Here is a 26,425-nt window from a genome sequence, read left to right as displayed (position 1 = left end):
CAGCTTTTCCCTATAGCCTTATTACCCTCAAGGACAAAGTCCGCCCCCATAGCCCATCCCCCTAAAACCAAAAAACTCCGGCACTTTCAAAAAAAGCCACCGGAGTTTATCTATTCAAACCAGGCAAAAGCCCTTAGTGCGAACATCCACACCCTTCGCCGTTACCGCCACCACCGCAGCAGCCTTCTTCTTTATCTTCGCCTTCACCGCCACAGCAACCTTCTTCTTTACCTTTGCCGCTGCAGCCACAACCGCCAGATCTGTGGATATGACCATGCTCAACTTCTTCAGCAGTCGCTTCGCGGGTTGCCATTACTTCAACATCGAAAGTCAGAGTCTGGCCAGCAAGCATATGGTTACCGTCAACCACGACTTCATCACCGTCAACTTCTGTGATTTCTACAGGAATCGGACCCTGGTCAGTATCAGCCATAAAGCGCATACCCACCTCAACCTGATCAACACCCTGAAATACATCAGCAGGTACACGCTGAACCAGCGCGTCGTTGTGTTCACCGTAAGCATCTTCCGGAGCAACAGTAACTGAGAACTTATCGCCTGTTACTTTACCTTCCAGTTCGTTTTCAAGACCGGTGATCAGATTGTTGTGACCATGCAGGTAGTCCAGTGGCGCATCAGTTGTTGCCTGATCAACCACAACACCGTCTTCAAGTTTAACCTGGTAAGCAAGGCTTACTACTACGTTCTTTTCAATTTGCATAATAACTCCAGAGGATAGGGTAAGCCGGTACATAAGCCCTGCTATAAATTATTCTCACCAGTATGTGGTGTACATGACCATTATGGGGGCAAATATTTTAAACTCAATTGTTAATCGAAAAAGTTGCTGATGTGGGGTTATGGGGTTACCAATAATCCCCCGCATGATTATCCTTCTCCATCTCCAGCGTAAAGATCTCCTCCAGATCCTTCCTGGCCTGTATAGATTTAAGCGCGGAGCTTTTATCGTCGGCATGCTGCGGCAATAACTCCTCAAGCATGGCATTATCCAGTTTTCTGAAATAGGACTCCGCTCGCTTAGCCTGATGAGGGTGCATACCTAACTCCACCAGAGTCTGCCTTCCAAGATCCAGTGCGCCTAAAAAAGTCTCTCTTGAATAGTTTTCAACACCGTGGTGAAGCAACTGGTAGGCCTCTACCCGGCTCCGGGCTCGTGCCAGAACTTTCATATTCGGGAAATGCTGCTGACAGATTGAAGTTATTTCCAGAACCTCACCTGGGTTATCGGTACAGATAACCATGGCTTCGGCAGTTTCTGCTCCCGCCGCTCTGAGCAGATCCAGCTGAGTGGCATCACCATAAAACACTTTGTAGCCGTATTTTTTCAGCAACTGGATCTGGCTGGCGTCGCTTTCCAGTACAGTGATTTTGATTTTATTGGCATACATAAGACGGCCGATAACCTGACCAAAACGGCCAAATCCGGCAATAATCACTCTGGGCTTTTTATCGACGATATTATCCGGGCCCGACTCAGACTCAGTCACATTAATGGTCACAGAGAACCACTTTTTCTGCGCAAGCAGCAACAGTGGTGTGGTTACCATGGATAAGCTCACCACCACCAGCAGAAACTCAACCAGGTCTGTACTCAGCAAATTTTCAGCCTGAGCGGCCGTAAAGAGAACAAAAGCAAACTCACCGCCCTGACTTAAGATGGCGGCCATCTTACTGCGGGCTTTGGGCCGGGTACCAAACAGCCGGGCTAAGACATAAAGAATAAGCCCTTTTGCAACCACCAAACCTATTACAGCTAAAAGAATTTTTACCGGTTCGAGCACCAGAAGGCCAAGGTTCACCGCCATTCCCACTGCGATAAAGAAAAGGCCGAGTAACAAGCCTTTGAAAGGCTCAATGGCAATTTCCAGTTCATGCCGGAATTCACTTTCTGCAAGCAAAACACCGGCAAGAAAAGTCCCCAGAGCCATAGAAAAACCGAGCTTTTGCATAATAAGTGCAATGCCAATAACCAGTAACAAAGCCGCCACCGTAAACAACTCTCTTACACCGGTAATCACGATATAGCGGAACAGCGGCCTGAGCAGGAAGTGCCCGCCAACCAGAAAGACCACAATACTCCCCAACATCCACAAGGCATCACGCCAGTCTCCGCCGACCTTTCCAGCCAGCAGAGGCAGCAAGGCAAGCATAGGAATCACGGCAATATCCTGAAACAAGAGCACCGCAAATCCGGACTGTCCGGTTTCAGATCCGCCAAGCCCCTGCTCTTCAATTACTCTTAATGCAATGGCCGTGGAAGAGAGAGCCAGCCCCATCCCTATCACCAGACTGTTTTGCCAGCCAATACCAAACATGCAGCTCACCGAGGCAATAACTGCACTGGTCACAACCACCTGAGCACCGCCCAAACCAAGGATCGGATAGCGCATCTCCCACAACTTTTTAGGGTTCAGCTCCAGACCAATCAGAAACAGCAGCAGAACAACACCGAACTCAGCAAAGTGAAGTATCTCTTCCACATCGCTGATTAATCCGAATCCCCAGGGACCGATTGCAATACCGGCAAGCAGATAACCGAGCACAGAGCCCAGTCCCATTCTCTGCGCCAGAGGCACCGCTATCACAGCTGAAGAGAGAAAAATAACTCCGCTCTGGAGTAACTCATTTGTCGCAGCCATTGAGATCCTCCTGCTGTTTTTCGTCGTCTTCAAACACAATAAGAGGCTTTAGCGTCCATGGATTTTGCAGCCAGTGACGATAATTTTCCGCATGTTCATAACGGCCAATATCTGAGATATGTCTTGCCCAGTGCAGCACCAGCGGCTCGAACCAGTGCATCTGACACAATGTTGCCGTCAGCTCAAAGGGCTGAAGAATTTCCTGCATGGGATAACGGTTATAACCGGACGGAGCAAATGCCTCTCTGGCACCTCCGGTAGTAATGACACTGCGCCAGCACTTTCCTTTCAATAGGTGTCCCTTACCAAAGGCAAAGCCTTTACCAAGCACTCTGTCCATCCACTCTTTAAGTAGTGCCGGGCAGGAATAAAGAAACAGCGGGTGCTGGAAAACAATGATGTCGTATTCAAGGAGCAGTGCGTGCTCTTGCTCAATATCAATAAAGAAATCCGGATAACAGGCGTAAAGATCATGAACCCTGACGTGCTCAAGATCCTTAATTCTTTCTATCATCATCTTATTGGCAACTGACGCATCCGGTTCCGGATGAGCGTAAATCACTAAGATCCTTGGGAGTTGCTTCTGTTCTTCCATGACATCCCGACAACTGTTTACAGGTTAGGCGATAAAGATAAACACGCCCTAACAACATAATATATAAATCCATGAAAATATCGACAGCTGGTGCTCTTACCATCGACTTTTTCTTCACTAAAGCCTACTATGCAGGCGTAAATATCAGTCCATCCATTCTCATCGATAAGCGTTCTATGATTACTTTTTCAGACATTCAGTTACTTCGCGGCGGCAAGCCACTTCTGGACCAGGCTTCTGCAACCATTCACCCGGGCGATAAAGTCGGCCTTGTGGGCAAAAACGGCTGCGGTAAATCGACACTGTTTGCACTGCTGAAGGATGAACTCTCTGTCGATGCAGGTACTTTTCAGCAACCATCACACTGGGAGCTGGCATGGGTTGCACAGGAAACGCCTGCTCTGGAACGTCCGGCTCTGGATTATGTGATTGACGGAGACCGCGAATTCCGTCAGCTTGAGGCAGATCTTGCCAAAGCAGAGCATGAAGATAACGGTACTCTTGTCGCTGAAATCCACGGCAAAATTGAAACCATTGGCGGCTACAGCATTCGTGCCCGCGCGGCAGAACTGCTGGATGGTCTTGGCTTTTCTCAGGAGCAGATGAGCTGGAACCTGACCCAGTTCTCCGGTGGCTGGCGTATGCGTCTTAACCTGGCTCAGGCTCTGCTTTGCCGCTCAGATCTTCTGCTGCTCGATGAACCGACCAACCACCTGGATCTGGATGCGGTAATGTGGCTGGAACGCTGGCTGCAATCTTATCCGGGGACCCTGATTCTGATCTCGCACGACCGTGATTTTCTCGACCCTATTGTCGGCCGGATTATCCATATCGAAAACCAACTGCTGAACGAATACACGGGTAATTACTCTTCTTTCGAAGATCAGCGCGCGCAGAAGCTTGTCCTTCAGCAGGCGATGTTCCAGAAACAGCAAAAACAGATGGCTCATATGCAGAGCTATATCGACCGTTTCCGCTACAAAGCATCCAAAGCCCGTCAGGCTCAGAGCCGTATTAAGGCACTGGAAAAAATGGAAAAGGTACTGCCGGCTCAGTTTGATAACCCGTTCAGTTTTGAGTTCCGCGAGCCTTCTGCATTGCCAAATCCGATTCTGATGATGGATGAGGTTTCAGCAGGGTACGATGATAATCTGATTCTGGAGAAAATCAGACTGAATCTGGTACCGGGCAGCCGCATTGGTCTGCTTGGCCGAAATGGTGCGGGTAAATCTACCCTGATTAAACTTCTGTCCAGTGAGTTAAAACCTCAGGACGGAGACCTGACTTATTCGCAGGGCGTTAAAATAGGTTACTTCGCCCAGCACCAGCTTGAAACACTGCACCCGGAAGAAACACCGCTTCAGCATATGATGCAGATAGCGCCAAATAAAACCGAGCAGGAGCTGAGAAACTATCTGGGCAGCTTTGGTTTCCACGGCGATAAGGCGCTGGAAAAAGTGGCACCTTTCTCAGGTGGAGAGAAAGCACGTTTGGTGCTGGCACTGATTGTATGGCAAAAGCCGAATCTGCTGCTGCTCGATGAACCGACCAACCACCTGGATCTGGATATGCGTCAGGCTCTGACTCTGGCACTTCAGACCTTTGAGGGTGCAATGGTTATCGTCAGTCACGACAGATACCTGTTAAGAGCAACAACTGATGACCTTTATCTGGTTCACGATCGTCAGGTTGCCCCCTTTGACGGCGACCTGAATGACTACTACAAATGGCTGACCGATCAGAGCAAAGCAGAAAAACAGGAAGCTCAGGCAGACAGCCCGGCAAAGGACAGCAGCAACAGTGCCGCAGCCAGAAAAGAGCAAAAACGCCGTGAAGCAGAGTTCCGCAAACAGACCGCTCCGCTAAGGAAAAAGCTGGATAAGCTGGAAAAAAGCCTGGATGCACTAAATGTGACGCTGGCGGAAATTGAGCAACAATTAGCAGATACTTCTCTGTACCAGTCGGAAAACAAAGCTAAACTTAATCAGGTATTGGCTACTCAGGCCAGCTCAAAATCGGAGCTGGAAGAAGTAGAAATGGAATGGATGGAGATTCAGGAATCTCTTGAGCAGATGGAGTCTGAATTTACAGACAACAGCTAAATGGAATAGACGTATCAGGGAATGGTAGATGGTTCAAAACGCTTCTCCTCAATTACTCACAATAGAACGCCTGTGGCAATTCAGCCTGCAGTACTACAGCGTGAGAGAAGTAAAAGAAGCCTGCCTTACCCTGCAAAACCGCTTTCACGGCAACGTTAACCTGCTTATGTTGTTTAAATGGCTGGATGAGCAGCACCTGACTTTTCAGGAACAAGAGTGGCACAAGATTGAGTCATGCCTGGCTCGCAGCGAAACCCTGTTGAATTATTACCGGGAAATACGAAAGCAGTACAAAGAGCACCTTCCCGATACGCTTTACCGTAAATCTCTTGAATTCGAGCTGCTGCTGGAAAAACAGCAGCAGGCCGATCTGGTGGAATGCATTAACTCGCTCACACTATCCGAAAACAATCGCACGCCATTAACCACAGTCTATTGCCAGCACCTTGGAGCCGCGCATCTCGCAGGATATTTTTCTGAGGCAGAGCTACCACATAAAGACCACACACGCTGCGGTTAGTGCCCCCATACTGAAGTTGAAACGCTTCCATGCCACGGCGTCAGATAAAAGCCGGCCTATCAGAGTACCAAAGCCCACCCAGATTGATGATGTATGCAGTTGGGTAACCCAGAATATCAGCGCAATATAAAGTACAGATAACCAGTAATCACTCCCCTGCAAGGAAAATGAACCTATGGCGGTGACCATCATCATCCAGGCTTTCGGGTTCAGATACTGAAACAGCGCCGCCTGAATCAGGGTCATCGGCTTTCTTTCAGCCTGATCTGAATCTGTTTTTGGCCGGGTTGTGGCGATCTTCCAGCCAAGATAAAGAATGTATGCACTTCCCAGCCATTTCATACCCTCCTGAAGAACAGGATAAGTCTGAAACATCACACCCATACCGGCAGCAAGCAGCAGTATCATGCTCATCAGGCCGATACCCACACCGAGGAAATGAGGAATACTTTTTCTGTAGCCAAAGTTGGCTCCCGATGCCGTCAGCATCACGTTATTGGGCCCCGGCGTTCCGGTCATAACGATTGCAAACATGATTACTGATAAGAAAAATTGCCACTCCATCCGATTACCCTCACACAAAAGAAATTGTATCGATACAATCTCAATAAATAAGTTGATTTAGTCATATTGTGCGCACACAATAAACATAACAACCGGATTAACTAAGATCAAAGGGTTTATTGTCACCATGACAATTGAAAAATTTGCACTAAATGATTTAGACAGTTCACCTAAATACAAACAGATCGCCGATCTGATCGAAGAAAAGATCGCATCAGGAGAACTAACGTCGAACGATAAGCTGCCGACTCACCGCTCTCTGGCAGATCAGCTAAATGTGACCGTCGGAACGGTAACAAGAGCCTATGCCGAAGCTGAGCGACGCGGACTGGTAGAAGCCAGAGTCGGAGCCGGAACCTTTGTTGTTGACAGCAAAAGGACATACTGGGTCTTCGATAAAACGGAAGAAAGACAGCCGGATGAATGCAACTTTGGTTTTAACATCCCCCCTTTGATCGACCGCAGCGATCTATTGCGTGAAGCGATGGAAAAGGTCTCTCACTCACCTCAGGCACTAAACCAGTTTATGATTTATCAGAAACCTGAAGGGATAGAGTCTCACCGGGTAATAATGGCAAACTGGCTGCAAAGCAAAGGAATCCATCTGGAAGCAGAACGCCTTCTGTTCAGTTCCGGAGGGCAGCACGGCGTGCAGATGGTGCTGGATGCCTTTACCCGCGCAGGTGATACTATTTTTGTGGAAAAGCTGACTTATCCGGGATTGATAAGTCTGGCAAAACAGAAACAACTGAGTCTGAAAGGCATCGAAATGGATGACGAAGGTATTACTCCAGAAGCGCTGGATGCTGCCTGCCGTCAGTTTCAGGCCCGGTTTATCTATCTGACGCCTACACTGCAGAATCCAACTACCGCTACTATGTCCCTTGAAAGGCGTCATGCCGTTCTGGAGATATGCAAAAAACACGATCTTTACGTGATTGAAGATGATGTGAACGGCCCGCTTCTGGAAGGTGCGCCGCCACCGCTGGTGAATCTGGAACCTGAGCATGTTTTTCATGTGGGAGCCGTCTCTAAGTGGCTGGCTCCGGGCCTGAGAGTTGGTTATGTTCAGCCACCACAAAAGCTTTATCAGCGTCTGAGTATCGCTTTACAGAATCATAGCTGGATGATCAGCCCGTTGCTGACTGCCATTACCTGCGAACTGATGGAAAGCGGAAAGGCAGAGCAGACGCTCTCTGCAATACGTAAAGAGATGGAAGCCCGGCTGGAGAAAACCCTTACCATGCTCGGTGATTGCAATCCGGGCTATAAAGAACACTGCTTCCATCTCTGGCTGCCACTGCCGGAACAGTGGCGGCTAACTGACTTTATTGAGCAGGCAGGAAGGATAAATGTCACGGTAAAATCGGCTGAGCTCTTCACCCCGCCAGCAGGAAACGTCATTCCGGCAGTGAGGCTTGCATTAAGCTCTCCTTTAAATCAGACTGAGCTGGAAACAGGACTTCGTAAGCTAAAAGAACTACTAGAAACCGATCCAATAAGCGACTTTACGTTATGACAGATTTTTCGCCGGCCAGAGGGCTGAAGAACCCTCACCTGCAAACCATTATTCCCCGTTTTATCCGCAGAAAGCCGTTGTTTGAACCGGTATGGCAGACGCTTGAAACCGCAGACGGCGACTTTCTGGATCTGGCCTGGAGTGAAGACTGGCAGCAAGAAAGCGCAAAGCAAAAACCTGTCTTTGTGCTGTTCCATGGCTTAGAGGGAAGCTTCTACAGCCCTTATGCCAATGGTTTGATGAAAGCTTTTGCTGATCAGGGCTGGCTTTCAGTCATGATGCACTTTCGCGGATGCAGCGGCAGACCAAACCGGTTGGCTCGCGCATACCACTCTGGTGAAACTAAAGATGCACGCCAGTTTCTGGAACATGTAAACACACTGTTCCCGGAGCAGAAGAAAGTGGCTGTGGGCATCTCTCTTGGCGGAAATATGCTGGTTAACTATCTGGCCAACCATCACGAACTGCCACTGCTGGAAGCGGCGACCATAGTTTCTGCACCTTTAGATCTGGCCGCCTGTTCAGAAAAAATCGAGAAAGGTTTTTCAAAGGTTTATTGCAGCTACCTGCTAAGTTCACTAAAAGCCAATGCCATTAAAAAGCATGAAAAGCTCGATAAGGCACTTGGGATAAATCAGAAAACCATCCGCAGCCTGAAAACCCTGTATGGATTTGACGATCTGATAACCGCGCCTCTGCACGGTTTTCAGGGAGCCACGGATTACTATAACCGCTGCTCAGGTATACGGGTTCTGAATCAGGTATCCATTCCGTTGCAGGTTATCCATGCCCAGGATGATCCCTTTATGACGGAGGCTGTGATCCCTAAGTTTAAGCTTAACGACAATATCGACTACCGTTTGCTAAAGTCCGGCGGGCATGTGGGCTTTCTGTCCGGCAGCTTCAGAAAGCCGGAATTCTGGCTGGAGCAGGCGCTTCCTGCCTACTATCAACATATTAAGCAGTAATGTGAGAAAGCGACTATGATTATCCCTTGGGAACAGATAAACCCGGAGACACTGGAAAATCTGATTAAAGAATTTATTCTCCGTGAAGGAACCGATTACGGTGAAGTGGAAGTGTCACTGGAAGATAAAGCCGATCAGGTCAGAGAGCTGATAAAATCCGGAGAGGCCGTCATTCTCTATTCAGAACTGCACGAGACCGTAGATATAAAGTTAAGACGCGAGTTATAAGTAATTAAACCAATCCAGGACAAGGAATGTCATGTCAGCAAAACATCCCATCATAGCAGTAACAGGTTCATCGGGAGCCGGTACATCCACCACCTCTGAAGCCTTCAGAAAAATGTTCAATATGATGGACGTAAAAGCTGCCTGGGTGGAAGGTGACAGTTTCCACCGATACACCCGGCCAGAAATGGATGTGGCTATCCGCAAAGCCAAAGAGCAGGGAAAACACATCAGCTATTTCGGCCCGGAAGCCAATGATTTTGCTGCTCTCGAGCAGTTCTTCAGAAAGTACGGAGATGAAGGCACAGGTCAAATCCGTCGCTATCTGCACTCCTTTGACGAAGCGGTTCCCTATAACCAGATGCCCGGCACTTTCACCCCCTGGCAGGATCTGCCGGAGAACACAGATGTTCTGTTTTATGAGGGTTTACATGGTGGCGTAAGAGACGGAGATATTAACGTCTCCCAGCATGTGGATATGCTGATAGGCATGGTGCCGATAGTGAACCTGGAGTGGATACAGAAATTTATCCGCGATACGCGTGACAGAGGACATTCACGGGAAGCAGTGATGGACTCCATTGTCCGCTCCATGGATGACTACCTGAATTACATTACCCCTCAGTTTTCCCGCACTCATATTAACTTTCAACGGGTCCCCACAGTGGATACCTCTAACCCTTTGGATGCCAAAGCAATTCCGAGTCTGGATGAAAGTTTTGTTGTAATTAGGTTAAGAGGTATGAAAAATGTTGATTACCCGTACCTTCTGGCCATGCTCGACGGTTCTTTTATGTCACGCCACAATACGCTTGTGGTACCGGGGGGTAAAATGAGTTTTGCCATGGAACTGATCATACGTCCTATGCTTGCCCAACTGATAGAAACCGGTAAAATCGGTTAAAATGTTAACATTTGTCACATTTTTTCCAAGTCCGTGATCATGTGCACGAATTTGCGTAAAAAATCGCGTTTTTAAAGCGATCAAAATCAAGAAATCGATTGCAAAAAGAGATAATATTCTTAATCGAATTATAAGTTGCTTGCAGCTTTCAAAGAGAAATCCTATGCTAAACCACCTAATTGAGTGGCTTAGCAGCAAAGGAAAGCTGCTGAGCAGCAGGCCCTGCAGATAAAGTGAGATAATTATGGTTCTAGGTAAACCTCAAACCGATCCAACACTAGAGTGGTTTCTTTCACACTGTCATATTCATAAGTACCCATCAAAGAGTACTCTGATTCATGCTGGTGAAAAGGCTGAAACTCTGTATTACATTGTAAAAGGCTCTGTGGCTGTCCTAATCAAGGATGAAGAAGGTAAGGAAATGATTCTTTCTTATCTGAACCAGGGTGACTTTATTGGTGAACTGGGTCTTTTCGAAGAAGACCAGGAGCGTACAGCATGGGTTCGCGCTAAATCTCCATGTGAAGTAGCAGAAATTTCATTTAAGAAATTCCGTCAGCTAATTCAGGTAAACCCAGACATTCTGATGCGTCTGTCAGCTCAAATGGCAAGCCGCCTTCAGGTAACCAGCCAGAAAGTTGGTGACCTTGCGTTCCTTGACGTTACAGGCCGTATCGCACAAACACTTCTGAACCTGGCTAAGCAACCGGATGCAATGACTCACCCGGACGGCATGCAGATCAAGATCACCCGTCAGGAGATTGGTCAGATTGTTGGCTGTTCACGTGAAACCGTTGGCCGTATCCTGAAGATGCTGGAAGAACAGAATCTGATTTCTGCACACGGTAAAACTATCGTGGTTTACGGTACTCGTTAATTCTTTAGCGAAACAGTTTGTAAAAAGCGCAGCTCACGGGCTGCGCTTTTTTTATACCTTTTACTTACTACCCTTACCCCTTACCACTGGGTCATTCCGGAAGTTGCGAAGCTTCTATCCGGAATCTACTGTCAGCGCGTAGTAGGGCAGAAGAAACCTCTGACTCTACAACACCCAGAAAGTAGATCTCGGATATTGCTTTGCAATTCCGAGATGACGGCAGTGGGAGACAGCAAGAAATGTGCATCTTTTTACTGAACAATTAGCTTTAAGCAAGTATGGGCTACTGGTGACCAAAAGCTATTTAAGCTAACCTAAGCCAATTACAAAGAAAAAATCCAGTAAAAAACAATGGAAAAATTCGAATCAATTTACCAAAGAGCTGCCGAGCGTAAAGGGGGAGAAAAGCGCCTTGAGGAATTGCTCAGCAAGCCACTCAGCAGTGAAGAACTGGCAGCCATATCCAACGATCGCTGGCTTTCGGCTTTTACCATGAAAGTGTTTCAGTCGGGTATCTCATGGAGTGTGGTCCGCAAAAAGTGGCCTGACTTTGAAGAGGCATTTTTCGGGTTTAAGATCGAATCATTACTTATGCTGTCGGATGAACAGTGGGAAACCAAAGCACAGAACCCGGCTATCATACGCCACCTGACCAAAGTAATGTCCATCCCGGCCAATGCCCATATGATCCATAGCGCTTCCATTCAACATGATTCATTTGGTCAGATGGTGGCAAACTGGCCGAAAGAGGAGATTACCGGGCTTTGGGAGTACCTGAAAAAGAATGGAGCCCGTCTGGGCGGAAACACAGGTCCATACGCTTTAAGAACTCTGGGAGTCGATACTTTTATACTTTCATCCGATGTTGAATCTCATCTGCGCAATATCGGGATAATTGATTCAGGAAGAGGGACGAAGCGAGCACTGAATGCAGCAAACAAAGCCTTTGCACAGTGGCAACAGGAGTCCGGCCGTTCGCTTACTGAGATTAGCCAGACTATTGCGTTTAGTTGTGGGGATAATCGGGTGGTTTGAGCTATCAGCCTGACTCTTATACACAAATATTAAAGTGAACAGAGAACGGTTCTCCCCCTTAATTGAAAAGCCTAATTGGTTGATAAAGCTAATAGAAGGGGGAGTTAGAGGGGGTTGGTTATGCCATGCATGGTTAAACAACCAAAACTTAACCCCATGAGAAGCAACCCCTCCCCGCCTCCCCTTCGATGTTACTTCTTCGAAAATCCGTCCTTTTGATGCTAAGGGGAGGAGCATTCTTTGGCTCCTTAAACTTGTGTATAAGAGTCAGGCTATCAGCTATCAAAATAAAAGGTTCTAGCCTTTCTGACTAATTTCTCGACTCTCAAATTCTAACTCGAATGCAGCATGGCCTAACTGGATGAGCGTATCCAGTTTTGGAGACTTGTTCGAAGATAATGCCTTGTAGATGCTTGGCCTACTCTTCAGGTTTGTGTGTTGCTGGATTTTCTGAATCCCATACTCTTCGACAAAACCTTTAATTGCGGCCTGAAAAATATCCGGGCGGTTGGAAACTATCGCATCCCAGGCTGCTTGTTTTAACACGTCTTCCATATTGCTGGCGCTGACACATGGCCTATCTGTGTAGTGCCCCTTACCAGCTGCCATTTTTCGAAGAATGTTTGCGGAAAGCTCCACTCCATCCCAGTCAAGATAAGTACCTTCAAGTGAAAAGGCGCTAAAATCCTGGATCTGCTTATATGGTTCAGAATTAAAAACCTCTTCCAGATCAACAATACCTTTAAAGCCATCACTAAACTCGAGCTCCAGCAGATAGCCGGACAACCAGTCAAGATCTACGATTTTAAGCATTAATTGATCCTCCCGATACCTTGTCCGATTACCGCTCCGTCCCATGCCAGCAATAACTCGTCCCGGTGCTTATCAATATAAAATTCTGCCAACTTCCTCTTTTTAGGAGGCAGGAAACCCGCAAGTACTTCGATATCATCGATGGCAATTGAGGCTTCATACTCACCAAAAGAAACATGAATATGAGGACGGTTATGAAAGTCATTATCCTCATATCTCATCTGGAACTTAAGTCCTAACAGCCTTTTCAGTATTTCCGGCATTACTCTTTCTAAACAGGATAGCACGTATCCAAAAGGATACAAACTCAAACCATTCTGCATATCTGACAAGCGCTAAAATCAAAGGCTCTTCGAAACAAATAAGACTTTTATAATACTTCGGCATAAAAAAACCGAAGCCACAAGACTCCGGTTCTTCTTAATGAAGGGTTATATTTTTCTAAGCTGTATGGTTTGAGAACAAGGAGAACGCGCGGAATGTACATGTGTACATGAGCACGATCGACGCAGTTATCAGGCCATACAGCGACGAAAAATTAATCCGATCACATCATGCCTGGCATGCCGCCCATACCACCCATGCCGCCCATATCAGGCATTGCAGGAGCGTCTTTAGCTGGCATATCTGAAACCATAGCTTCTGTTGTGATCATCAGGCCTGCAACAGATGCTGCGAACTGTAGTGCTGAACGGGTTACTTTAGTTGGGTCAAGGATACCCATTTCAAGCATGTCACCGTATTCGCCGGTTGCTGCGTTGTAGCCGTAGCTGCCTTCACCGTTCTTAACGTTGTTTGCAACTACAGACTCTTCGTCACCTGCGTTACCAACGATCTGACGTAGCGGAGCTTCCATTGCACGAAGTGCTACGCGGATACCCACGTTCTGCTCTTCGTTTACGCCTTCAAGGCCAGCAACTTTGGAAGCAACGCGGATAAGTGCAACACCACCACCAGCAACAACACCTTCTTCAACTGCTGCGCGGGTTGCGTGAAGTGCGTCTTCTACGCGGTCTTTCTTCTCTTTCATTTCAACTTCAGTTGCTGCGCCAACTTTGATTACTGCAACACCGCCAGCCAGCTTAGCTACACGCTCTTGTAGTTTCTCTTTGTCGTAGTCTGAAGTTGCTTCTTCGATCTGCTGACGAATCTGAGCAACGCGGCCGTTGATCATCGCTTCTTCACCCACACCATCGATGATAGTTGTGTTTTCTTTAGTGATAGTTACGCGCTTCGCCTGACCAAGGTCTTCAAGAGTAACTTTTTCAAGCTCTAGGCCAACTTCTTCAGAGATAACAGTACCAGCCGTCAGGATAGCGATATCCTGAAGCATTGCTTTACGACGGTCACCAAAACCAGGAGCCTTAACAGCTGCCGCTTTAACGATACCGCGCATGTTGTTCACAACAAGCGTTGCCAGTGCTTCACCTTCAACATCTTCAGCGATGATTAGAAGAGGACGAGATGCTTTTGCAACAGCTTCAAGAGTCGGAAGAAGTTCACGGATGTTAGAAACTTTCTTGTCGATCAGAAGAATGAATGGGTTTTCAAGGTCAACAGAGCCAGCTTCCTGGTTGTTGATGAAGTAAGGAGACAGGTAACCACGGTCAAACTGCATACCTTCTACAACGTCCAGTTCATCATGCAGAGCCTGACCTTCTTCAACAGTGATAACACCGTCGCGGCCAACTTTTTCCATTGCTTCAGCAATGATGTTACCAACAGTCTCGTCAGAGTTTGCAGAGATAGTACCTACCTGAGCGATAGCCTTTGTGTCTTTGCAATCTTCTGAAAGCTTGCTTAGCTCTTCAACAGCAGCAGCAACCGCTTTGTCGATGCCGCGCTTAAGGTCCATTGGGTTCATACCCGCAGCAACCGCTTTAAGGCCTTCGTTTACGATAGACTGAGCAAGTACAGTTGCAGTCGTTGTACCGTCACCAGCAGCGTCGTTCGCCTGAGACGCTACTTCTTTAACCATTTGTGCGCCCATGTTCTGGAACTTGTCTTCAAGTTCAATTTCACGCGCAACAGATACACCATCTTTAGTGATAGTCGGAGCACCGAAAGATTTGTCCAGTACTACGTTACGGCCTTTAGGGCCAAGTGTTACTTTTACAGCATCAGCCAGAACGTTTACACCTTCCAGCATTTTAACTCGTGCGTCGTTACCAAATTTAACGTCTTTAGCAGCCATCTTTTTTTCCTTTAAATTCTTTATTCTGATTCAGTTGAAAAGTGAATTATTCAACGATAGCCATGATGTCGTTTTCAGACATGATAAGAACTTCTTTACCGTCGATCTTTTCAGTTTTAGTGCCGTAGCCTTCTGCAAAGATAACAGTGTCGCCAACTTTAACGTCCAGAGGCTGAACAGTGCCGTTCTCAAGGATGCGGCCCTTACCAACAGCCAGAACAGTGCCACGAGTTGATTTCTCTGCAGCAGAACCAGTCAGAACGATGCCACCAGCAGATTTTGACTCAACTTCCTGGCGTTCAACGATAACACGGTCATGTAACGGACGAATATTCATCGGTCGTCTCTCCTGATTAAATTTCCATTTGATTATAGGGTTGCCAAATTTGGCGTTTGATGAAGGTTATGTGGGGGGGGGATCTAAGGATCACAAGGGGGGAGAGTGAATTTTTTGCGATCGGAGGCGGGTTATTGGATACTGAGTTTAAAAGGCCCTGGGGTTTTAGGCCCTGGGCCCTGGGTGAGAAGTGCGTTTCGTTTATTTCATTGCCCACTCATTTGTATTCCCAGGGCCCAGCAGGACGAAGTCCGATCCTAGGGCCCAGGGCCTTAATCCGGGTAATTTTTATGTCCTGCAAATACTGTAACGACAACTGGTTCTGGAAAAAAATCGGCCGCTGCAAACGCTGTATGGATCAGCTTACCGTGCTTTCAGTACTTTGCTGGGTGATCTGGTGGTTTGCCTTCCGGGATAATCCGGCCAGCGTAGAGTCCATTGCGCTGATTATGTCGGGCTTTGCGTTTAACGGGCTGCTGTTTCTGCACCTGCTATACAAATTTATAGTCATCCCGTACAAAAAGAAGCACGGAATGGACGAATAACCCACTGAACTTAAACACAATCCCTCATTCCCATGCTCCAGCGTGGGAATGCATACCAGACCAACATATTTCGCAAATAGTCTAGTTTTTCACCACAGAAGATGTACTTGCAACAGCAGAGAAGAGCAATTTTCTCAGGCCCAGAAAAACAAAAAGCCCCATAGCCAAATCTGACTCGGGGCTCTCTTAGATTCTTCTAAGAAAAAGCAGTGGTATTACTAAGACCAGCTCTTTCTTAAAATGTTCCCAAAAAGATCATTATTTTTTCAACTTTTTCCTAAATAATCTTTTTCTAATGGATATTCAGTGTGTTACGCCACACTTGTACGAACGATCGTTTGCTCAGAAAGATCGAACTCCAGTGCAACTTCATCACATGCATGGATTCGAGGACACTGCTCGCAATCTTTCAGTACTTTCTCTGGTAGCAGGCTCTTCGAGGTCGGAATAAAGCTGTGCTTCATAAAGAACTCTGGCTTACGGGTCAGTACAAACACCTTCTTGATTGCCATCTGCTTAGCTTTGCTAACAAGGTGCTGAACAATAGCGCTGCCCTGCCCCTGTCGCTGCCAACCAGCTTCGATACCAAGAGAACGAATCTCTGCCAGGCCTGAATCGTAAACATACAGGGATGCACAACCGGTCACTTCACCCTGAGTTTCCACTACCGCGAAGGAGCCGATATCACGAATCATTTCACTGCGGGATCTTGGCAGGTTCTCACCCATGTTAGTCCAGTAAGCCACCATGCCTTCAAGCGCATCGATATCAGTCAGTCTTGCAACACGAACCTTGATACCGGAAGTATCACGCTTAGCAAGACGCTGCTCTGCCTGACCAATTGCGTAACCAACCTGCTGAGGCGATACGCCACCAAGCGCGCTGCGCTTCTCAAGACAGGAGTCGATAGTCAGAATGTCATACACATCTTCTTCGATAACATCCGAGAATTCTTTCAGCTCTTCAATGGAAAGCTCTTCCAGTGCACAACCTTTAGCGATAGCACCAACAACCGCAACACCCACAATATGGTGAGCTTCACGGAACGGAATATCTTTAGCAACAAGGTAATCTGCAAGTTCTGTTGCATTCGCGTAGCCCTGCTTAGCCGCTTCAAGCGTACGCTCGCCGTTCACTTTGATGCCATCGAAACAAAGTGCTGCCATTTCCATGCAGTCATTCCAGGTATCAAGAGCGTCGAACAGACCTTCTTTGTCTTCCTGCATATCTTTGTTGTATGCAAGAGGCAGAGCCTTAACTGTCATCATCATGCCGGCAAGTGAACCATAAACACGACCGGTTTTACCACGAATCAGCTCAAGTGCATCCGGGTTTTTCTTCTGCGGCATCAGAGAAGAACCTGAAGTGACTGTGTCTGCCAGTTCAATAAAGTTAGATTCACCAGAGTTGTAGAAGATCATATCTTCTGCAAGACGGGAAAGGTGCAGCATAGAGATAGATGCCACTGACATCAGCTCCATAACGTGGTCACGGTCGGATACTGAGTCCAGACTGTTACGCGTTGCTCTGCGGAAACCAAGGTTATGCGCCAGCTCTTCACGGTCCATCGGGTATGCTGTACCTGCAAGCGCACCAGAACCAAGCGGACAAGTATCCAGACGGGTAATAGCATCACTCAGACGAGAGTAGTCACGCTCAAACATCTCAACGTAAGCCAGACACCAGTGAGCAAAGGTCACAGGCTGAGCACGCTGAAGGTGAGTATACCCCGGAAGCACAGTACCCTGATGCTCAGCCGCTACCTGCACCATCTGGTGCTGAAGACGGTCAAGAGCGATAAGCAGTTGCTGTCCCTGCTGGCGGCACCAAAGCTTAAGGTCAGTAGCAACCTGGTCATTACGCGAACGGCCGGTATGAAGCTTTTTACCAAGGTCACCCACTTTGCTGATAAGCTGCTGCTCAACCCAGCTGTGAATATCCTCCGCTGCTGATTTTAAGATCTGCTCAGGATCTTCCATCACTTCCAGCTTCAGTTCATTCAGAGCCAGTTCCAGCTTCTGCTGCTCAGCTTCGTTAAGAACCTTTACAGAAAGCAAAGCCTTAGACCAGGCGATAGAGCCCACAATGTCCTGCTCAGCCAATCGGTAGTCAAAGCGTAACGAATCGTTAAAATCTTTGAACCGTGTGTCTGCTGCCTGGGTAAATCTGCCGCCCCATAATGCCATTGTGTGTCTCCTGCGTAATATTCGGCCCTGGGTTTATTGGCCCTTGGCCCTGAGAATAAATGGCCCTGGGTTTCTAGGCCCTGGGCCCTGGGATTGGACTTCCCGAATATTCCGATTAATTAGTTATTTTTTAATCTAGTCGGATAATTAGCTGCCCCACTTTCGTGGGAACGATAATTTCAAACCATTATTATAAAGTTTTGCTTCCCAGGGCCCAGCAGGACGAAGTCCGTCCCAGGGCCCAGGGCCAAAAAATCTACTTCTTCTGCTCGTTCAGCGTACGAATCCGGCTTGCCAGCGAGTAAAGACGGATAAATCCTTCCGCATGGCTCTGATCGTAAACTTCGTCCTCACCGAATGTTGCGAACTCTTCGCTGTACAGGCTGTTTTCAGAACGCTTCTGCGTTGCTGTAGCCTGGCCTTTGTAAAGCTTGATAACCACTTCACCGTTCACATCTTTAGCTAATTCTTCAGTTGCTGCAAGGATTGATTTACACAGCGGTGTAAACCAGCGGCCGTCGTATACAAGGTGAGAAGCTTTCACACCCAGTTCTTCACGGAATTCGAAAGAGCTCTTATCAAGAACAAGTTGCTCGATTGCACGCAGAGCTTCCATCATGATGGTGCCGCCCGGAGTTTCGTAGCAACCACGAGACTTCATACCAACAAGACGGTTTTCAACGATATCAATACGTCCAACACCGTGCTCAACACCTTTTTCGTTCAGGTACATAAGCGCTGCGTATGGTGACATGTCTTTACCGTCAACTGCAACTACTGCGCCTTTTTCTACTTTAAGAGTTACGTACTCAGCTTCGTTTGGCGCTTCTTCAGGACTCTTAGTCCATGCCCAGCAGTCAGCGTTCGGTGCATTCCATGTATCTTCCAGAACGCCACCTTCAGTTGAGATGTGCCATGCGTTTGCGTCACGAGAGTAGATCTTAGTCAGAGAAGCAGTACATGGGATGTTACGCTCAGCAAGGTAGTCCAGACACTCTTCACGGCTAACAAGATCCCACTCACGCCAAGGAGCGATTACGTGCAGATCCGGTGCAAGTGCTGCGAATGCACCTTCGAAACGAACCTGGTCGTTACCTTTACCGGTACAACCGTGAGCCAGTGCATCTGCACCTACTTTACGTGCACACTCAACCTGAGCCTTAGCGATGATAGGACGCGCCATAGAAGTACCCAGCAGGTACTTACCTTCGTATAGAGCACCAGTTTTCAGAGTCGGGTAGATGTAATCCGCTACCATCTCCTCTTTCAGGTCTGCAATGTATACTTCTGATGCACCTGATGCGATCGCTTTCTCTTCGATGCCTTCCAGCTCTTCTTCGCCCTGACCAACATCAGCAACGAATGCTACCACTTCACAGTTGTCGTAGTTCTCTTTCAGCCACGGAATGATTACCGAAGTATCCAGACCGCCGGAATAGGCACAAACCACTTTTTTCACTTCAACCTTGCTCATTTGCTTCTCTCCAATTTCCCGGACTGCTCTGGCGGTCAGTAACTCGGGGTTATTCATTCGTTTAACTAGGTAATAAATCTTTTACTGAGGTAAGAACTGTGTTCCGATGCTCTTGCCTGCAAATAATTCTGTTAGTTTGTCCGGGTAACGCCATGTCGCGACCTCGATAGGTCTGCCCAGATCATTTGCTGCTTCCAGTGCAGCCTGTACTTTTACAATCATGCCGTCAGTAATAACCTTTCCGGCAATCAGTTCATCCGCTTCTTTCTGATTCAGGTTCGGCAGAAGGTTTCCTTTACCATCCAGCACACCGCTTACATCAGAAAGCAGAACCAGTTCTGCATCCAGCGCACTGGCAACAGCCACTGCAGCCTGATCAGCGTTAACGTTCATCAGCTGGCCTTCTTTTGTCAGGCCGATTGAGCTGATAATTGGCAAAGCGCCTGTAGCAAGAATCGCTTTTGCAACAGTTGCATCGCCTGCTGATGCTTTACCAACTGCACCCAGCTCAGGGTTCAGCTCTTCCACCTGACACAGACCACCGTCCGCAAGAGAAAGGCCAACAGCGTTAAGACCGTTCTTAATCGCTTCACCCTGCAGCAGCTTGTTTGCTGTACCGGCCAGTGCACCTGCAATCACAGGGATCTGGTCGTAAGGGGTAACACGCAGACCATCTTTCTTAACCGTTTCCAGTTGCAGGTTCTTCATCAGGTCATCAACCAGATAACCACCACCGTGAACAATAACCAGCTCACGTGCCGCCTGCTCCTGGTATGTCTGGATCGCTTTAAACAGCTTGCTCAGCGTTTCTGAACATGAAAGTGCAGCACCGCCCAGCTTAACAACCAATGGTTTTAGTTCGTTACTCATAACCTTTCCTCACAGCAGAGATGTAAGCGGCGAGAAGCCGTTACGAATGTTTAAACACTGCATCGCATGGCTGGATGCACCTTTCAGTAAGTTATCAATCGCAGAAACCACGATGATGTGCTCGCCCTGAACCTTCCAGCCGATATCGCAGAAAGGTGTAAACTGTACGTCCTGCACTTTTGGCATCTGCTGATACTTAAGACGTACCGCAGGTTTGTCCTTATATGCTTTCTCAAATGCTGAGGTTACCTGCTCTTCAGTAATGCCTTTTTCCAGCTTCATAGTAATAGTAGCCAGAATACCGCGCTTGAAGTTGCCAAGGTGCGGAGTGAAGATAAGATCACAGCCAAGGTGAGAGGCGATTTCCGGCTGATGTCTGTGGTTAAACAGGCCATATGGCTGATGGCTTACTTCACAGAAACTGTTTGTCATGGTCGCTTTACGGCCAGCGCCCGTTACGCCACTTACCGCGTTAATGATCGGCCACTGGTTCAGATCCAGGAAGTTAAGCTCGATAAGCGGCTTAATCGCAAGCTGAGAAGCTGTCGGATAACAACCGGCAACAGCGACCATATCGGTCTTCTTAATCTCTTCTTCATTCCACTCAGCAAGACCATAAACTGCAGAGCTCAATAGCTCTGAATATTTATGCTCGAAACCGTAAAATGTTTCATAAAACTTGTCAGCCTGAACACGGTAAGCACCTGAAAGATCAAATACCTGACAGCCTTCCTTAAGGAACACAGGTGCCAGATCGTGGCTGACTTCATGTGCTGTAGCAAGGAAAACAATGTCGCACTCTTTCGCGGCTTGTTCAGGGTTTGTCAGTGGCTGTACCGGCATTTCAACAACACCAGCCAGTTTTCCGTGAAGCTGGCTAATTGGCTTATTCGCGTCCACACTATTGGCGGAAACGTATAAACCTGATAGCGTGAGCTCAGGGTGTTTGGTCACCATCAGAGCGAGTTCTGCCCCCGTGTAACCGCTGGCGCCGATAATCGTGGTTTTTAGCATCTTACTGTACCCAAATTTAGCTGGTTCAAACTGACTAATCATACTTAAAAAATCTCATTATTTGATTTTCTATTCACAAATAATGATTTAATATGCTTTTTAACTTCTTATCGTCCATCTGTCAATAGGAGAAGCAAATATAATATGCAATTACCTAAATTTACTGAGCTATACAGAGGCCTGATTTCTTCCTCTTCCATAAGTTCCACCGACCCATCCTGGGACCAGGGAAATGCCAATGTCATCGCCCTCCTTTCACAGTGGCTGACCGATCTCGGCTTTGAAGTGGAAGTAACTGAAGTAGAGAAAGGAAAACAGAACCTGATAGCTAAGCGCGGCAGTGGTGAAGGTGGCCTGCTTTTATCCGGACATACAGACACGGTTCCCTTTGATGAAGGACGCTGGAACTTTGACCCGCACGCGTTAACTGAAGCCAACAACCGATTCTATGGTTTAGGCACTGCTGATATGAAAGGCTTCTTTGCTTTTATTCTTGAAGCGGTTAAAGACATCGACTGGAACAATCAGACTAAGCCACTTTATATACTGGCAACCTGTGACGAAGAGACCACCATGCTGGGCGCACGTCATTTCACAGAAAATGCACCAATAAAACCGGACTACTGCATTATCGGCGAGCCAACTGAGCTTGTGCCTGTGCGCGCACATAAGGGGCATGTTGCCAATGCTATCCGCATTACAGGTAAATCAGGCCACTCTTCTGATCCTTCTCTGGGCGTAAACGCCATCGAAATTATGCATGAAGTGATGTATGCCATGATGCAGCTAAGAGATAAGCTGGTTAAGGAATACCATCACCCGGGGTTTGCCATTCCTTCCCCTACCCTGAATCTGGGCTGTATCCATGGTGGTGACAGTGCCAACCGTATCTGTGGCTGCTGCGAACTGCACTATGATGTTCGTCCCCTTCCGGGAATCAGTCTGGACGGGCTGGACAATATGCTGCGCGGAGCACTAACAGAAGTAGAGGCCAAATGGCCAGGCAGAATCTCAGTCACACCACTGCATGAATCCATTCCTGGCTACGAATGTCAGCATGATCACCCGTTTGTTAAGGGAGTGGAAGAGATCTGTGAAATACCTTCTGAGACTGTGAACTACTGTACAGAGGCGCCATTCCTGCAGGAACTTTGTCCGACATTGGTTATGGGGCCGGGGTCGATTGAACAGGCGCATCAGCCGGATGAGTTTTTGGCGTTTGATTATATTGAGCCGACGATTGGGGTGCTTCGGAAGGCTATTGGGAAGTATTGTTTTTAAATGAAGGCCCTGGGCCCTGGGTTTCTGGGCCCTGGGAGCGGAGTCTTTAGCTCTGAGAGAAGAATTTTAAGGTTAAGGGGAGGAGCATTCTTTGGCTCCTTAAACTTGTGTATAAGAGTCAACCTCCCAGGGCCCAGGGCCTAAAACCCCAGGGCCCCTAATAATACTCCTCAACCCGCTCAATAAACTCCGTCACCATCCCCTCCGGCAACGCGTTCACCCCCGCTGCCGCTTCTCTTCCCCCTCCGGTCGGGAAGCTTGCGCAGATTTCTCCGGCACCTTTTTTATTGTTTAAAGGCGCACGTAGCGAAACTGTGTAGGTTTTATCTTTGTTCAGGGTAAAGACTGCGTGTGCAGAGTCCGGACTCTGGTTTGCCAGCCAGTTGCCGAATACGCCGCTGATTCGGCGTGATGCTGCGCTATTTGGAAGCTCAAATACCTTTAGTTTTTCGCTCTGGTGCATGGGCTCTATGGACTGGGCCATATCCATATCCTGCTGATAAGCCTTTTGAAGTTGGTAGTAAGGCGAGTTTTGGTCAGCAATTACGTCAAAAGGCGAAGGGTAAGCCAACAGTGCTTTGAACAGGTCTGCCGGGTGGAAGTGAAGGTCTTCTACTTTTTCGCCGTAGCCGTTGTAATTGATTAACGTGCCCAGTTCTTTTAGCTGTGCTTTCTGCTCTGCGCTATAGCCTGCTTTGTCAGCCAGTTCGTCCGCCTTTGCAATCAGGTTGTCACCATAAGCAGCGGTGATTGCCCAGTCTTGGTATTTGCCTTGCAGCAGTTTATCGATAATCAGGGCTGTACAGCAGTTTGCGTCCAGATCGATATGCGCCTCAAGGTTTGCGTTTTCAGGGATATCACCTGACTGATGATGATCGACGTAAAACACCTTAGCGCCAGCTTCCAGAGCCGTTTCCAGTGCGTTCATGTTCTTCAGCATTGAAACATCCAGAACGGTTATCTGGTTATTTTCTGATACTTCAATTTTACCAAGCAGGTTAATATCGCGCTTAACGCCTGTTACCAACTCAGCGTCCTTTGGCTGAGCCAGACGCAGCTGAAGTAGAGCGATAATGCCGTCTGCATCACCGTTAAATAGGTCAAAATTCATCGTCTTTCCAACTTAAAAATATCTGCGGACAGGTTCTCCCCCTTGAGCGAAAAAGCCAAATGGTTTGATGAAGTTGACAGAAGGGGGAGTTAGAGGGGGTTGGTAATACAACACTTAGCTAAATCGTAGAACCTAAAACCTCTAAGAAACAACCCCTCCTAGCCTCCCCTTGGATGTTACTTCTTCTAAAAACCAGTCTTTCGCGCCTAAGGGGAGGAATTTTTCTCTGTCCCATTAAACTTATATATAAAACTCAGGAGCGAGATCGAAGATAACCTAGCACTGTGAGGTAATTAACCACCTCCTGAGCACACTCTTCCACTGATTTTTCCGCGGTTTTAACCTGAATCTCAGGCTGCTCAGGCAGTTCATAGGCAGAATCAATACCGGTGAAGTTTTTGATCTCCCCGGCACGCGCTTTTTTGTAAAGCCCTTTAGGATCCCGCTGCTCACACACTTCAAGCGGTGTGTCGATAAAGACTTCGATAAATTCGCCTTCACCCATAATACTGCGCACCATCTTACGGTCAGCAATAAATGGAGAGATAAATGCCGTTGAAACCAGCAGGCCTGCATCAACAAAAAGTTTAGAGACTTCACCTATACGGCGAATATTTTCTACTCTGTCTGCATCACTAAAGCCCAGATCGCCATTTAAGCCATGACGTACATTATCGCCATCCAGAACATAAGTTTTGCAGCCTAAGTCATGCAGCATTTTATCAACTGCATTGGCAACGGTGGATTTACCTGAACCACTTAAACCGGTAAACCAGAGAACCGCCGGCTTATGTCCGTTTAAAGCAACACGCTCCTGATGAGAGACGCTTGCCTGATGCCAGACAACATCGGAAGATTTTTCTTTGTTTGTTTCTTTTTCGGTATATGGTGACATGTTTTTAAACTCCGTAAACCCAAACGATGGCACTGATTGCGACAACACCATAAATAATGCTTAGTGGCAGGCCTATCCTGATAAAATCTCCAATCTTGTAACGACCGGCATTGAACACCATCAGATTGGTCTGATAGCCATAAGGGCTGATAAAACTGGCACTGGCACCAAAGGCAACCACCATAATAAATGCCATAGGGTTTGCATCCAGACTTTGAGCCAGGCTATAGGCGATTGGAAATATCAGTGCTGCTGCTGCGTTGTTAGTTACCAGCTCTGTCAGCAGCCAGGTAAGCAGATAAACAATTATCAGGGCCATCAGGGGCGTTAGTTCATTCAGATACAAATCCTGCAACCTGTTGAGGTTATCAAGGACTCCGCTATTTGAAAGAGCCTGAGAAAGTAACAGGGCTGATGAGATGATGAGCCAGATCTCTCCGGGGAAGCGGCGTCTGAGCTCCATTGGCGTCAACCCGCCCGTCAGCACCAAAGTCCCCAGCAGTACAAACACTCCTTTAAATAAACTGATTACCCCAAACGCAACCAGTAACAACGCACTGAAGAAGCCACCGACCACCAGCAACTCGCTCTTACCACTCAGCATGGCATCAGGCTCAACTCCACTGAGCACAATAAAGTTCTTGTTTATGTTGCTGCGGCTTTTAAAGTCATTTCCCACAGCCAGGACCAAAAAGTCCCCAGCCTGAAGCGCGACTTCTCCGAGCTTTCCGGAAACCCGCTCCCCATCTCTTCGTATTGCTACTACAGCAGCATCAAACAAAGCTCTGAATCCTGCGCTTTTTAATGTCTTACCAATAAGAACGCTTTCCGGGCGAACAACAACTTCGGTCAGATTATTGGTAGGCAGGCCATTTTCCCCGGCAAACATTCCCAGCCCCTCAAACTGATTCAGCTGAGCCATTTTATTAATATCGCCGGTAAAAACTAAACGGTCTCCCTCCTGAAGCACTTCTGCCGGAGCAACCGGACTAACCAGACAGTTTGACCGAACCACCTCAACCAAAAACAAAGACTCCAGGTGTCGCAGTCCGTTCTGCTCAATACTTTTACCGATTAAAGTTGAGCCCTGCTGTACTTTGGCGTCAATAAAATACTCTTTGTAACTGTCTTTACTTAAGCTTCGCTCCGGCAACAGTCGGCTAAGAAGCCACAATGCAACCCCGCAAGCAACAACCACACAGGCTCCGACAAGTGTAAAATCAAAAAACTTCAGCGATGAAAGATTGGCATCAATCACCAGACTGTTAACAATTAAATTGGTAGAGGTGCCAACAAGAGTCAGCGTTCCACCTAAAATAGCCGCATAAGAAAGAGGCAAAAGAAGTTTGCTCGCAGAGTGATAGCTGTTGTTTCTCAGCGGAGCAAGCATAGTGGAGACCACCGCTGTATTATTTAAGAATGCAGATGTCACAACAGTCAGGCTGAAGAGCCGGATCCATGTTCCTCCATACCCTTCACGAACCACTTTCGCTGCCACTACTCTTAGTAACCGGGTTTTCTCCAGCGCAAGAGAGCAAAGCATCAGCATAATCAGAGTTAACAGCCCCTGATTGGATACACTAAGAATCACATCATCGGTGGAAGCAACACCCGAAAGGTATAGCAACACCATAGCGCTGCCAAAAACCATAACCGGACGGATCTGAAAGATCGTTAACCCGGCAATTGCTCCAGCAAAGATGATAAGTACAAATATGGAATCGAAAGTCATAGAT

The 26,425-nt window shown here is 47.6% G+C and carries 25 protein-coding genes; 10 read left to right on the top strand and 15 right to left on the bottom strand.

The features are described from left to right. Positions 1 to 133: 133 nt before the first annotated feature. The 3 genes from slyD to kefG form a co-directional block, all read right to left on the bottom strand. Entirely contained in the window at positions 134 to 721 is a 588-nt protein-coding gene (gene slyD / locus L3Q72_RS01265; protein WP_275130896.1) for a peptidylprolyl isomerase, read from the bottom strand. Between the two features lie 145 nt (positions 722 to 866). Then, the gene (gene kefB, locus L3Q72_RS01260; protein ID WP_275130895.1) at positions 867 to 2,660 is read right to left on the bottom strand and encodes a glutathione-regulated potassium-efflux system protein KefB; all 1,794 of its coding nucleotides are present in this window, start codon (positions 2,658 to 2,660) and stop codon (positions 867 to 869) included. Beyond that, positions 2,644 to 3,255, bottom strand: coding sequence for a glutathione-regulated potassium-efflux system ancillary protein KefG (gene kefG, locus L3Q72_RS01255; protein ID WP_275130894.1), 612 nt, complete (start codon positions 3,253 to 3,255; stop codon positions 2,644 to 2,646). Before kefG ends, kefB begins: the two co-directional genes overlap by 17 nt. A gap of 176 nt (positions 3,256 to 3,431) precedes the next feature. Between kefG and L3Q72_RS01250 the strand changes: the two genes are divergently transcribed. Both L3Q72_RS01250 and L3Q72_RS01245 read left to right on the top strand, forming a co-directional pair. Further along, positions 3,432 to 5,357 carry an ABC transporter ATP-binding protein gene (locus L3Q72_RS01250; protein WP_275132058.1) on the top strand — a complete coding sequence of 642 codons (1,926 nt, stop codon included), beginning with the start codon at positions 3,432 to 3,434 and terminating at the stop codon, positions 5,355 to 5,357. 28 nt (positions 5,358 to 5,385) lie between these two features. Next, positions 5,386 to 5,877 carry a TIGR02444 family protein gene (locus L3Q72_RS01245; protein ID WP_275130893.1) on the top strand — a complete coding sequence of 164 codons (492 nt, stop codon included), beginning with the start codon at positions 5,386 to 5,388 and terminating at the stop codon, positions 5,875 to 5,877. On the opposite strand, the gene L3Q72_RS01240 is transcribed toward L3Q72_RS01245, so the two are convergent. Further along, positions 5,845 to 6,441: a LysE family translocator gene (locus L3Q72_RS01240; protein ID WP_275130892.1), complete on the bottom strand. Its 597-nt coding sequence runs from the start codon at positions 6,439 to 6,441 to the stop codon at positions 5,845 to 5,847. The two genes, L3Q72_RS01245 and L3Q72_RS01240, sit on opposite strands and share 33 nt — an antisense overlap. Positions 6,442 to 6,568: 127 nt before the next feature. On the opposite strand from L3Q72_RS01240, the gene L3Q72_RS01235 reads away from it, so the two are divergent. The 6 genes from L3Q72_RS01235 to L3Q72_RS01210 all read left to right on the top strand — a co-directional run bounded on the left by L3Q72_RS01235 (position 6,569) and on the right by L3Q72_RS01210 (position 11,969). Further along, positions 6,569 to 7,960 carry a PLP-dependent aminotransferase family protein gene (locus tag L3Q72_RS01235; protein WP_275130891.1) on the top strand — a complete coding sequence of 464 codons (1,392 nt, stop codon included), beginning with the start codon at positions 6,569 to 6,571 and terminating at the stop codon, positions 7,958 to 7,960. Then, entirely contained in the window at positions 7,957 to 8,928 is a 972-nt protein-coding gene (locus tag L3Q72_RS01230; protein WP_275130890.1) for a hydrolase, read from the top strand. Before L3Q72_RS01235 ends, L3Q72_RS01230 begins: the two co-directional genes overlap by 4 nt. Before the next feature lie 15 nt (positions 8,929 to 8,943). After that, positions 8,944 to 9,156, top strand: a complete 213-nt coding sequence (locus L3Q72_RS01225) for a YheU family protein (protein ID WP_275130889.1) — start codon at positions 8,944 to 8,946, stop codon at positions 9,154 to 9,156. 31 nt (positions 9,157 to 9,187) lie between these two features. Beyond that, positions 9,188 to 10,057 carry a phosphoribulokinase gene (locus tag L3Q72_RS01220; protein ID WP_275130888.1) on the top strand — a complete coding sequence of 290 codons (870 nt, stop codon included), beginning with the start codon at positions 9,188 to 9,190 and terminating at the stop codon, positions 10,055 to 10,057. Between the two features lie 244 nt (positions 10,058 to 10,301). Beyond that, positions 10,302 to 10,934: a cAMP-activated global transcriptional regulator CRP gene (gene crp / locus L3Q72_RS01215; RefSeq protein ID WP_004410522.1), complete on the top strand. Its 633-nt coding sequence runs from the start codon at positions 10,302 to 10,304 to the stop codon at positions 10,932 to 10,934. Between the two features lie 351 nt (positions 10,935 to 11,285). Beyond that, a complete protein-coding gene (locus L3Q72_RS01210; protein ID WP_275130887.1) occupies positions 11,286 to 11,969 on the top strand; it encodes a DNA-3-methyladenine glycosylase I in 684 nt (227 codons plus the stop codon). Positions 11,970 to 12,266: 297 nt separating this feature from the next. Here the strand turns inward: L3Q72_RS01210 and L3Q72_RS01205 are convergent, their stop codons facing one another. From L3Q72_RS01205 to L3Q72_RS01190, 4 genes are all read right to left on the bottom strand, one after another. Continuing rightward, a complete protein-coding gene (locus L3Q72_RS01205) occupies positions 12,267 to 12,782 on the bottom strand; it encodes a transcriptional regulator (protein WP_275130886.1) in 516 nt (171 codons plus the stop codon). After that, a complete protein-coding gene (locus L3Q72_RS01200; protein WP_275130885.1) occupies positions 12,782 to 13,045 on the bottom strand; it encodes a DUF4160 domain-containing protein in 264 nt (87 codons plus the stop codon). The genes L3Q72_RS01205 and L3Q72_RS01200 overlap by 1 nt, the downstream gene beginning before the upstream one ends. Before the next feature lie 284 nt (positions 13,046 to 13,329). Next, on the bottom strand, positions 13,330 to 14,976 hold the full coding sequence (gene groL / locus L3Q72_RS01195) for a chaperonin GroEL (protein ID WP_275130884.1): 1,647 nt from the start codon (positions 14,974 to 14,976) through the stop codon (positions 13,330 to 13,332). Between the two features lie 46 nt (positions 14,977 to 15,022). Beyond that, entirely contained in the window at positions 15,023 to 15,313 is a 291-nt protein-coding gene (locus L3Q72_RS01190; protein WP_031493033.1) for a co-chaperone GroES, read from the bottom strand. 290 nt (positions 15,314 to 15,603) lie between these two features. On the opposite strand from L3Q72_RS01190, the gene L3Q72_RS01185 reads away from it, so the two are divergent. Further along, the gene (locus L3Q72_RS01185; protein ID WP_275130883.1) at positions 15,604 to 15,858 is read left to right on the top strand and encodes a DUF3624 domain-containing protein; all 255 of its coding nucleotides are present in this window, start codon (positions 15,604 to 15,606) and stop codon (positions 15,856 to 15,858) included. A 311-nt stretch (positions 15,859 to 16,169) separates the two neighbouring features. Here the strand turns inward: L3Q72_RS01185 and argH are convergent, their stop codons facing one another. From argH to argC, 4 genes are all read right to left on the bottom strand, one after another. After that, positions 16,170 to 18,044, bottom strand: coding sequence for an argininosuccinate lyase (gene argH / locus L3Q72_RS01180; protein WP_275130882.1), 1,875 nt, complete (start codon positions 18,042 to 18,044; stop codon positions 16,170 to 16,172). Positions 18,045 to 18,300: 256 nt separating this feature from the next. Next, on the bottom strand, positions 18,301 to 19,518 hold the full coding sequence (locus tag L3Q72_RS01175; RefSeq protein WP_275130881.1) for an argininosuccinate synthase: 1,218 nt from the start codon (positions 19,516 to 19,518) through the stop codon (positions 18,301 to 18,303). A gap of 81 nt (positions 19,519 to 19,599) precedes the next feature. Further along, positions 19,600 to 20,388: an acetylglutamate kinase gene (gene argB, locus L3Q72_RS01170; protein ID WP_275130880.1), complete on the bottom strand. Its 789-nt coding sequence runs from the start codon at positions 20,386 to 20,388 to the stop codon at positions 19,600 to 19,602. A 9-nt stretch (positions 20,389 to 20,397) separates the two neighbouring features. After that, positions 20,398 to 21,402: an N-acetyl-gamma-glutamyl-phosphate reductase gene (gene argC, locus L3Q72_RS01165; RefSeq protein WP_275132057.1), complete on the bottom strand. Its 1,005-nt coding sequence runs from the start codon at positions 21,400 to 21,402 to the stop codon at positions 20,398 to 20,400. A 144-nt stretch (positions 21,403 to 21,546) separates the two neighbouring features. Here argC and argE point away from each other — a divergent pair, with 144 nt between their 5' ends. Next, positions 21,547 to 22,683 carry an acetylornithine deacetylase gene (gene argE / locus L3Q72_RS01160; protein ID WP_275130879.1) on the top strand — a complete coding sequence of 379 codons (1,137 nt, stop codon included), beginning with the start codon at positions 21,547 to 21,549 and terminating at the stop codon, positions 22,681 to 22,683. Between the two features lie 157 nt (positions 22,684 to 22,840). Here the strand turns inward: argE and L3Q72_RS01155 are convergent, their stop codons facing one another. The 3 genes from L3Q72_RS01155 to L3Q72_RS01145 all read right to left on the bottom strand — a co-directional run bounded on the left by L3Q72_RS01155 (position 22,841) and on the right by L3Q72_RS01145 (position 26,421). Beyond that, a complete protein-coding gene (locus L3Q72_RS01155) occupies positions 22,841 to 23,794 on the bottom strand; it encodes a DHH family phosphoesterase (protein WP_275130878.1) in 954 nt (317 codons plus the stop codon). Between the two features lie 253 nt (positions 23,795 to 24,047). Next, positions 24,048 to 24,689, bottom strand: a complete 642-nt coding sequence (gene cysC, locus L3Q72_RS01150; RefSeq protein ID WP_275130877.1) for an adenylyl-sulfate kinase — start codon at positions 24,687 to 24,689, stop codon at positions 24,048 to 24,050. 4 nt (positions 24,690 to 24,693) lie between these two features. Next, positions 24,694 to 26,421, bottom strand: a complete 1,728-nt coding sequence (locus L3Q72_RS01145) for an SLC13 family permease (protein WP_275130876.1) — start codon at positions 26,419 to 26,421, stop codon at positions 24,694 to 24,696. Positions 26,422 to 26,425: the final 4 nt, after the last annotated feature.

It is taken from the genome of Vibrio sp. JC009, assembly GCF_029016485.1.
Classification (GTDB): Bacteria; Pseudomonadota; Gammaproteobacteria; order Enterobacterales; family Vibrionaceae; genus Vibrio.
The sequence above is the reverse complement of the archived record's forward strand: the minus strand, read 5'-3'. Positions and strand labels throughout refer to the sequence as shown.

Bases quoted from the DNA above. Each gene is read 5' to 3' on its own strand.
- slyD (WP_275130896.1), bottom strand. From the start codon at position 721: ATGCAAATTGAAAAGAACGTAGTAGTAAGCCTTGCTTACCAGGTTAAA.
- kefB (WP_275130895.1), bottom strand. From the start codon at position 2,660: ATGGCTGCGACAAATGAGTTACTCCAGAGCGGAGTTATTTTTCTCTCT.
- kefG (WP_275130894.1), bottom strand. From the start codon at position 3,255: ATGGAAGAACAGAAGCAACTCCCAAGGATCTTAGTGATTTACGCTCAT.
- L3Q72_RS01250 (WP_275132058.1), top strand. From the start codon at position 3,432: ATGATTACTTTTTCAGACATTCAGTTACTTCGCGGCGGCAAGCCACTT.
- L3Q72_RS01245 (WP_275130893.1), top strand. From the start codon at position 5,386: ATGGTTCAAAACGCTTCTCCTCAATTACTCACAATAGAACGCCTGTGG.
- L3Q72_RS01240 (WP_275130892.1), bottom strand. From the start codon at position 6,441: ATGGAGTGGCAATTTTTCTTATCAGTAATCATGTTTGCAATCGTTATG.
- L3Q72_RS01235 (WP_275130891.1), top strand. From the start codon at position 6,569: ATGACAATTGAAAAATTTGCACTAAATGATTTAGACAGTTCACCTAAA.
- L3Q72_RS01230 (WP_275130890.1), top strand. From the start codon at position 7,957: ATGACAGATTTTTCGCCGGCCAGAGGGCTGAAGAACCCTCACCTGCAA.
- L3Q72_RS01225 (WP_275130889.1), top strand. From the start codon at position 8,944: ATGATTATCCCTTGGGAACAGATAAACCCGGAGACACTGGAAAATCTG.
- L3Q72_RS01220 (WP_275130888.1), top strand. From the start codon at position 9,188: ATGTCAGCAAAACATCCCATCATAGCAGTAACAGGTTCATCGGGAGCC.
- crp (WP_004410522.1), top strand. From the start codon at position 10,302: ATGGTTCTAGGTAAACCTCAAACCGATCCAACACTAGAGTGGTTTCTT.
- L3Q72_RS01210 (WP_275130887.1), top strand. From the start codon at position 11,286: ATGGAAAAATTCGAATCAATTTACCAAAGAGCTGCCGAGCGTAAAGGG.
- L3Q72_RS01205 (WP_275130886.1), bottom strand. From the start codon at position 12,782: ATGCTTAAAATCGTAGATCTTGACTGGTTGTCCGGCTATCTGCTGGAG.
- L3Q72_RS01200 (WP_275130885.1), bottom strand. From the start codon at position 13,045: ATGCCGGAAATACTGAAAAGGCTGTTAGGACTTAAGTTCCAGATGAGA.
- groL (WP_275130884.1), bottom strand. From the start codon at position 14,976: ATGGCTGCTAAAGACGTTAAATTTGGTAACGACGCACGAGTTAAAATG.
- L3Q72_RS01190 (WP_031493033.1), bottom strand. From the start codon at position 15,313: ATGAATATTCGTCCGTTACATGACCGTGTTATCGTTGAACGCCAGGAA.
- L3Q72_RS01185 (WP_275130883.1), top strand. From the start codon at position 15,604: ATGTCCTGCAAATACTGTAACGACAACTGGTTCTGGAAAAAAATCGGC.
- argH (WP_275130882.1), bottom strand. From the start codon at position 18,044: ATGGCATTATGGGGCGGCAGATTTACCCAGGCAGCAGACACACGGTTC.
- L3Q72_RS01175 (WP_275130881.1), bottom strand. From the start codon at position 19,518: ATGAGCAAGGTTGAAGTGAAAAAAGTGGTTTGTGCCTATTCCGGCGGT.
- argB (WP_275130880.1), bottom strand. From the start codon at position 20,388: ATGAGTAACGAACTAAAACCATTGGTTGTTAAGCTGGGCGGTGCTGCA.
- argC (WP_275132057.1), bottom strand. From the start codon at position 21,402: ATGCTAAAAACCACGATTATCGGCGCCAGCGGTTACACGGGGGCAGAA.
- argE (WP_275130879.1), top strand. From the start codon at position 21,547: ATGCAATTACCTAAATTTACTGAGCTATACAGAGGCCTGATTTCTTCC.
- L3Q72_RS01155 (WP_275130878.1), bottom strand. From the start codon at position 23,794: ATGAATTTTGACCTATTTAACGGTGATGCAGACGGCATTATCGCTCTA.
- cysC (WP_275130877.1), bottom strand. From the start codon at position 24,689: ATGTCACCATATACCGAAAAAGAAACAAACAAAGAAAAATCTTCCGAT.
- L3Q72_RS01145 (WP_275130876.1), bottom strand. From the start codon at position 26,421: ATGACTTTCGATTCCATATTTGTACTTATCATCTTTGCTGGAGCAATT.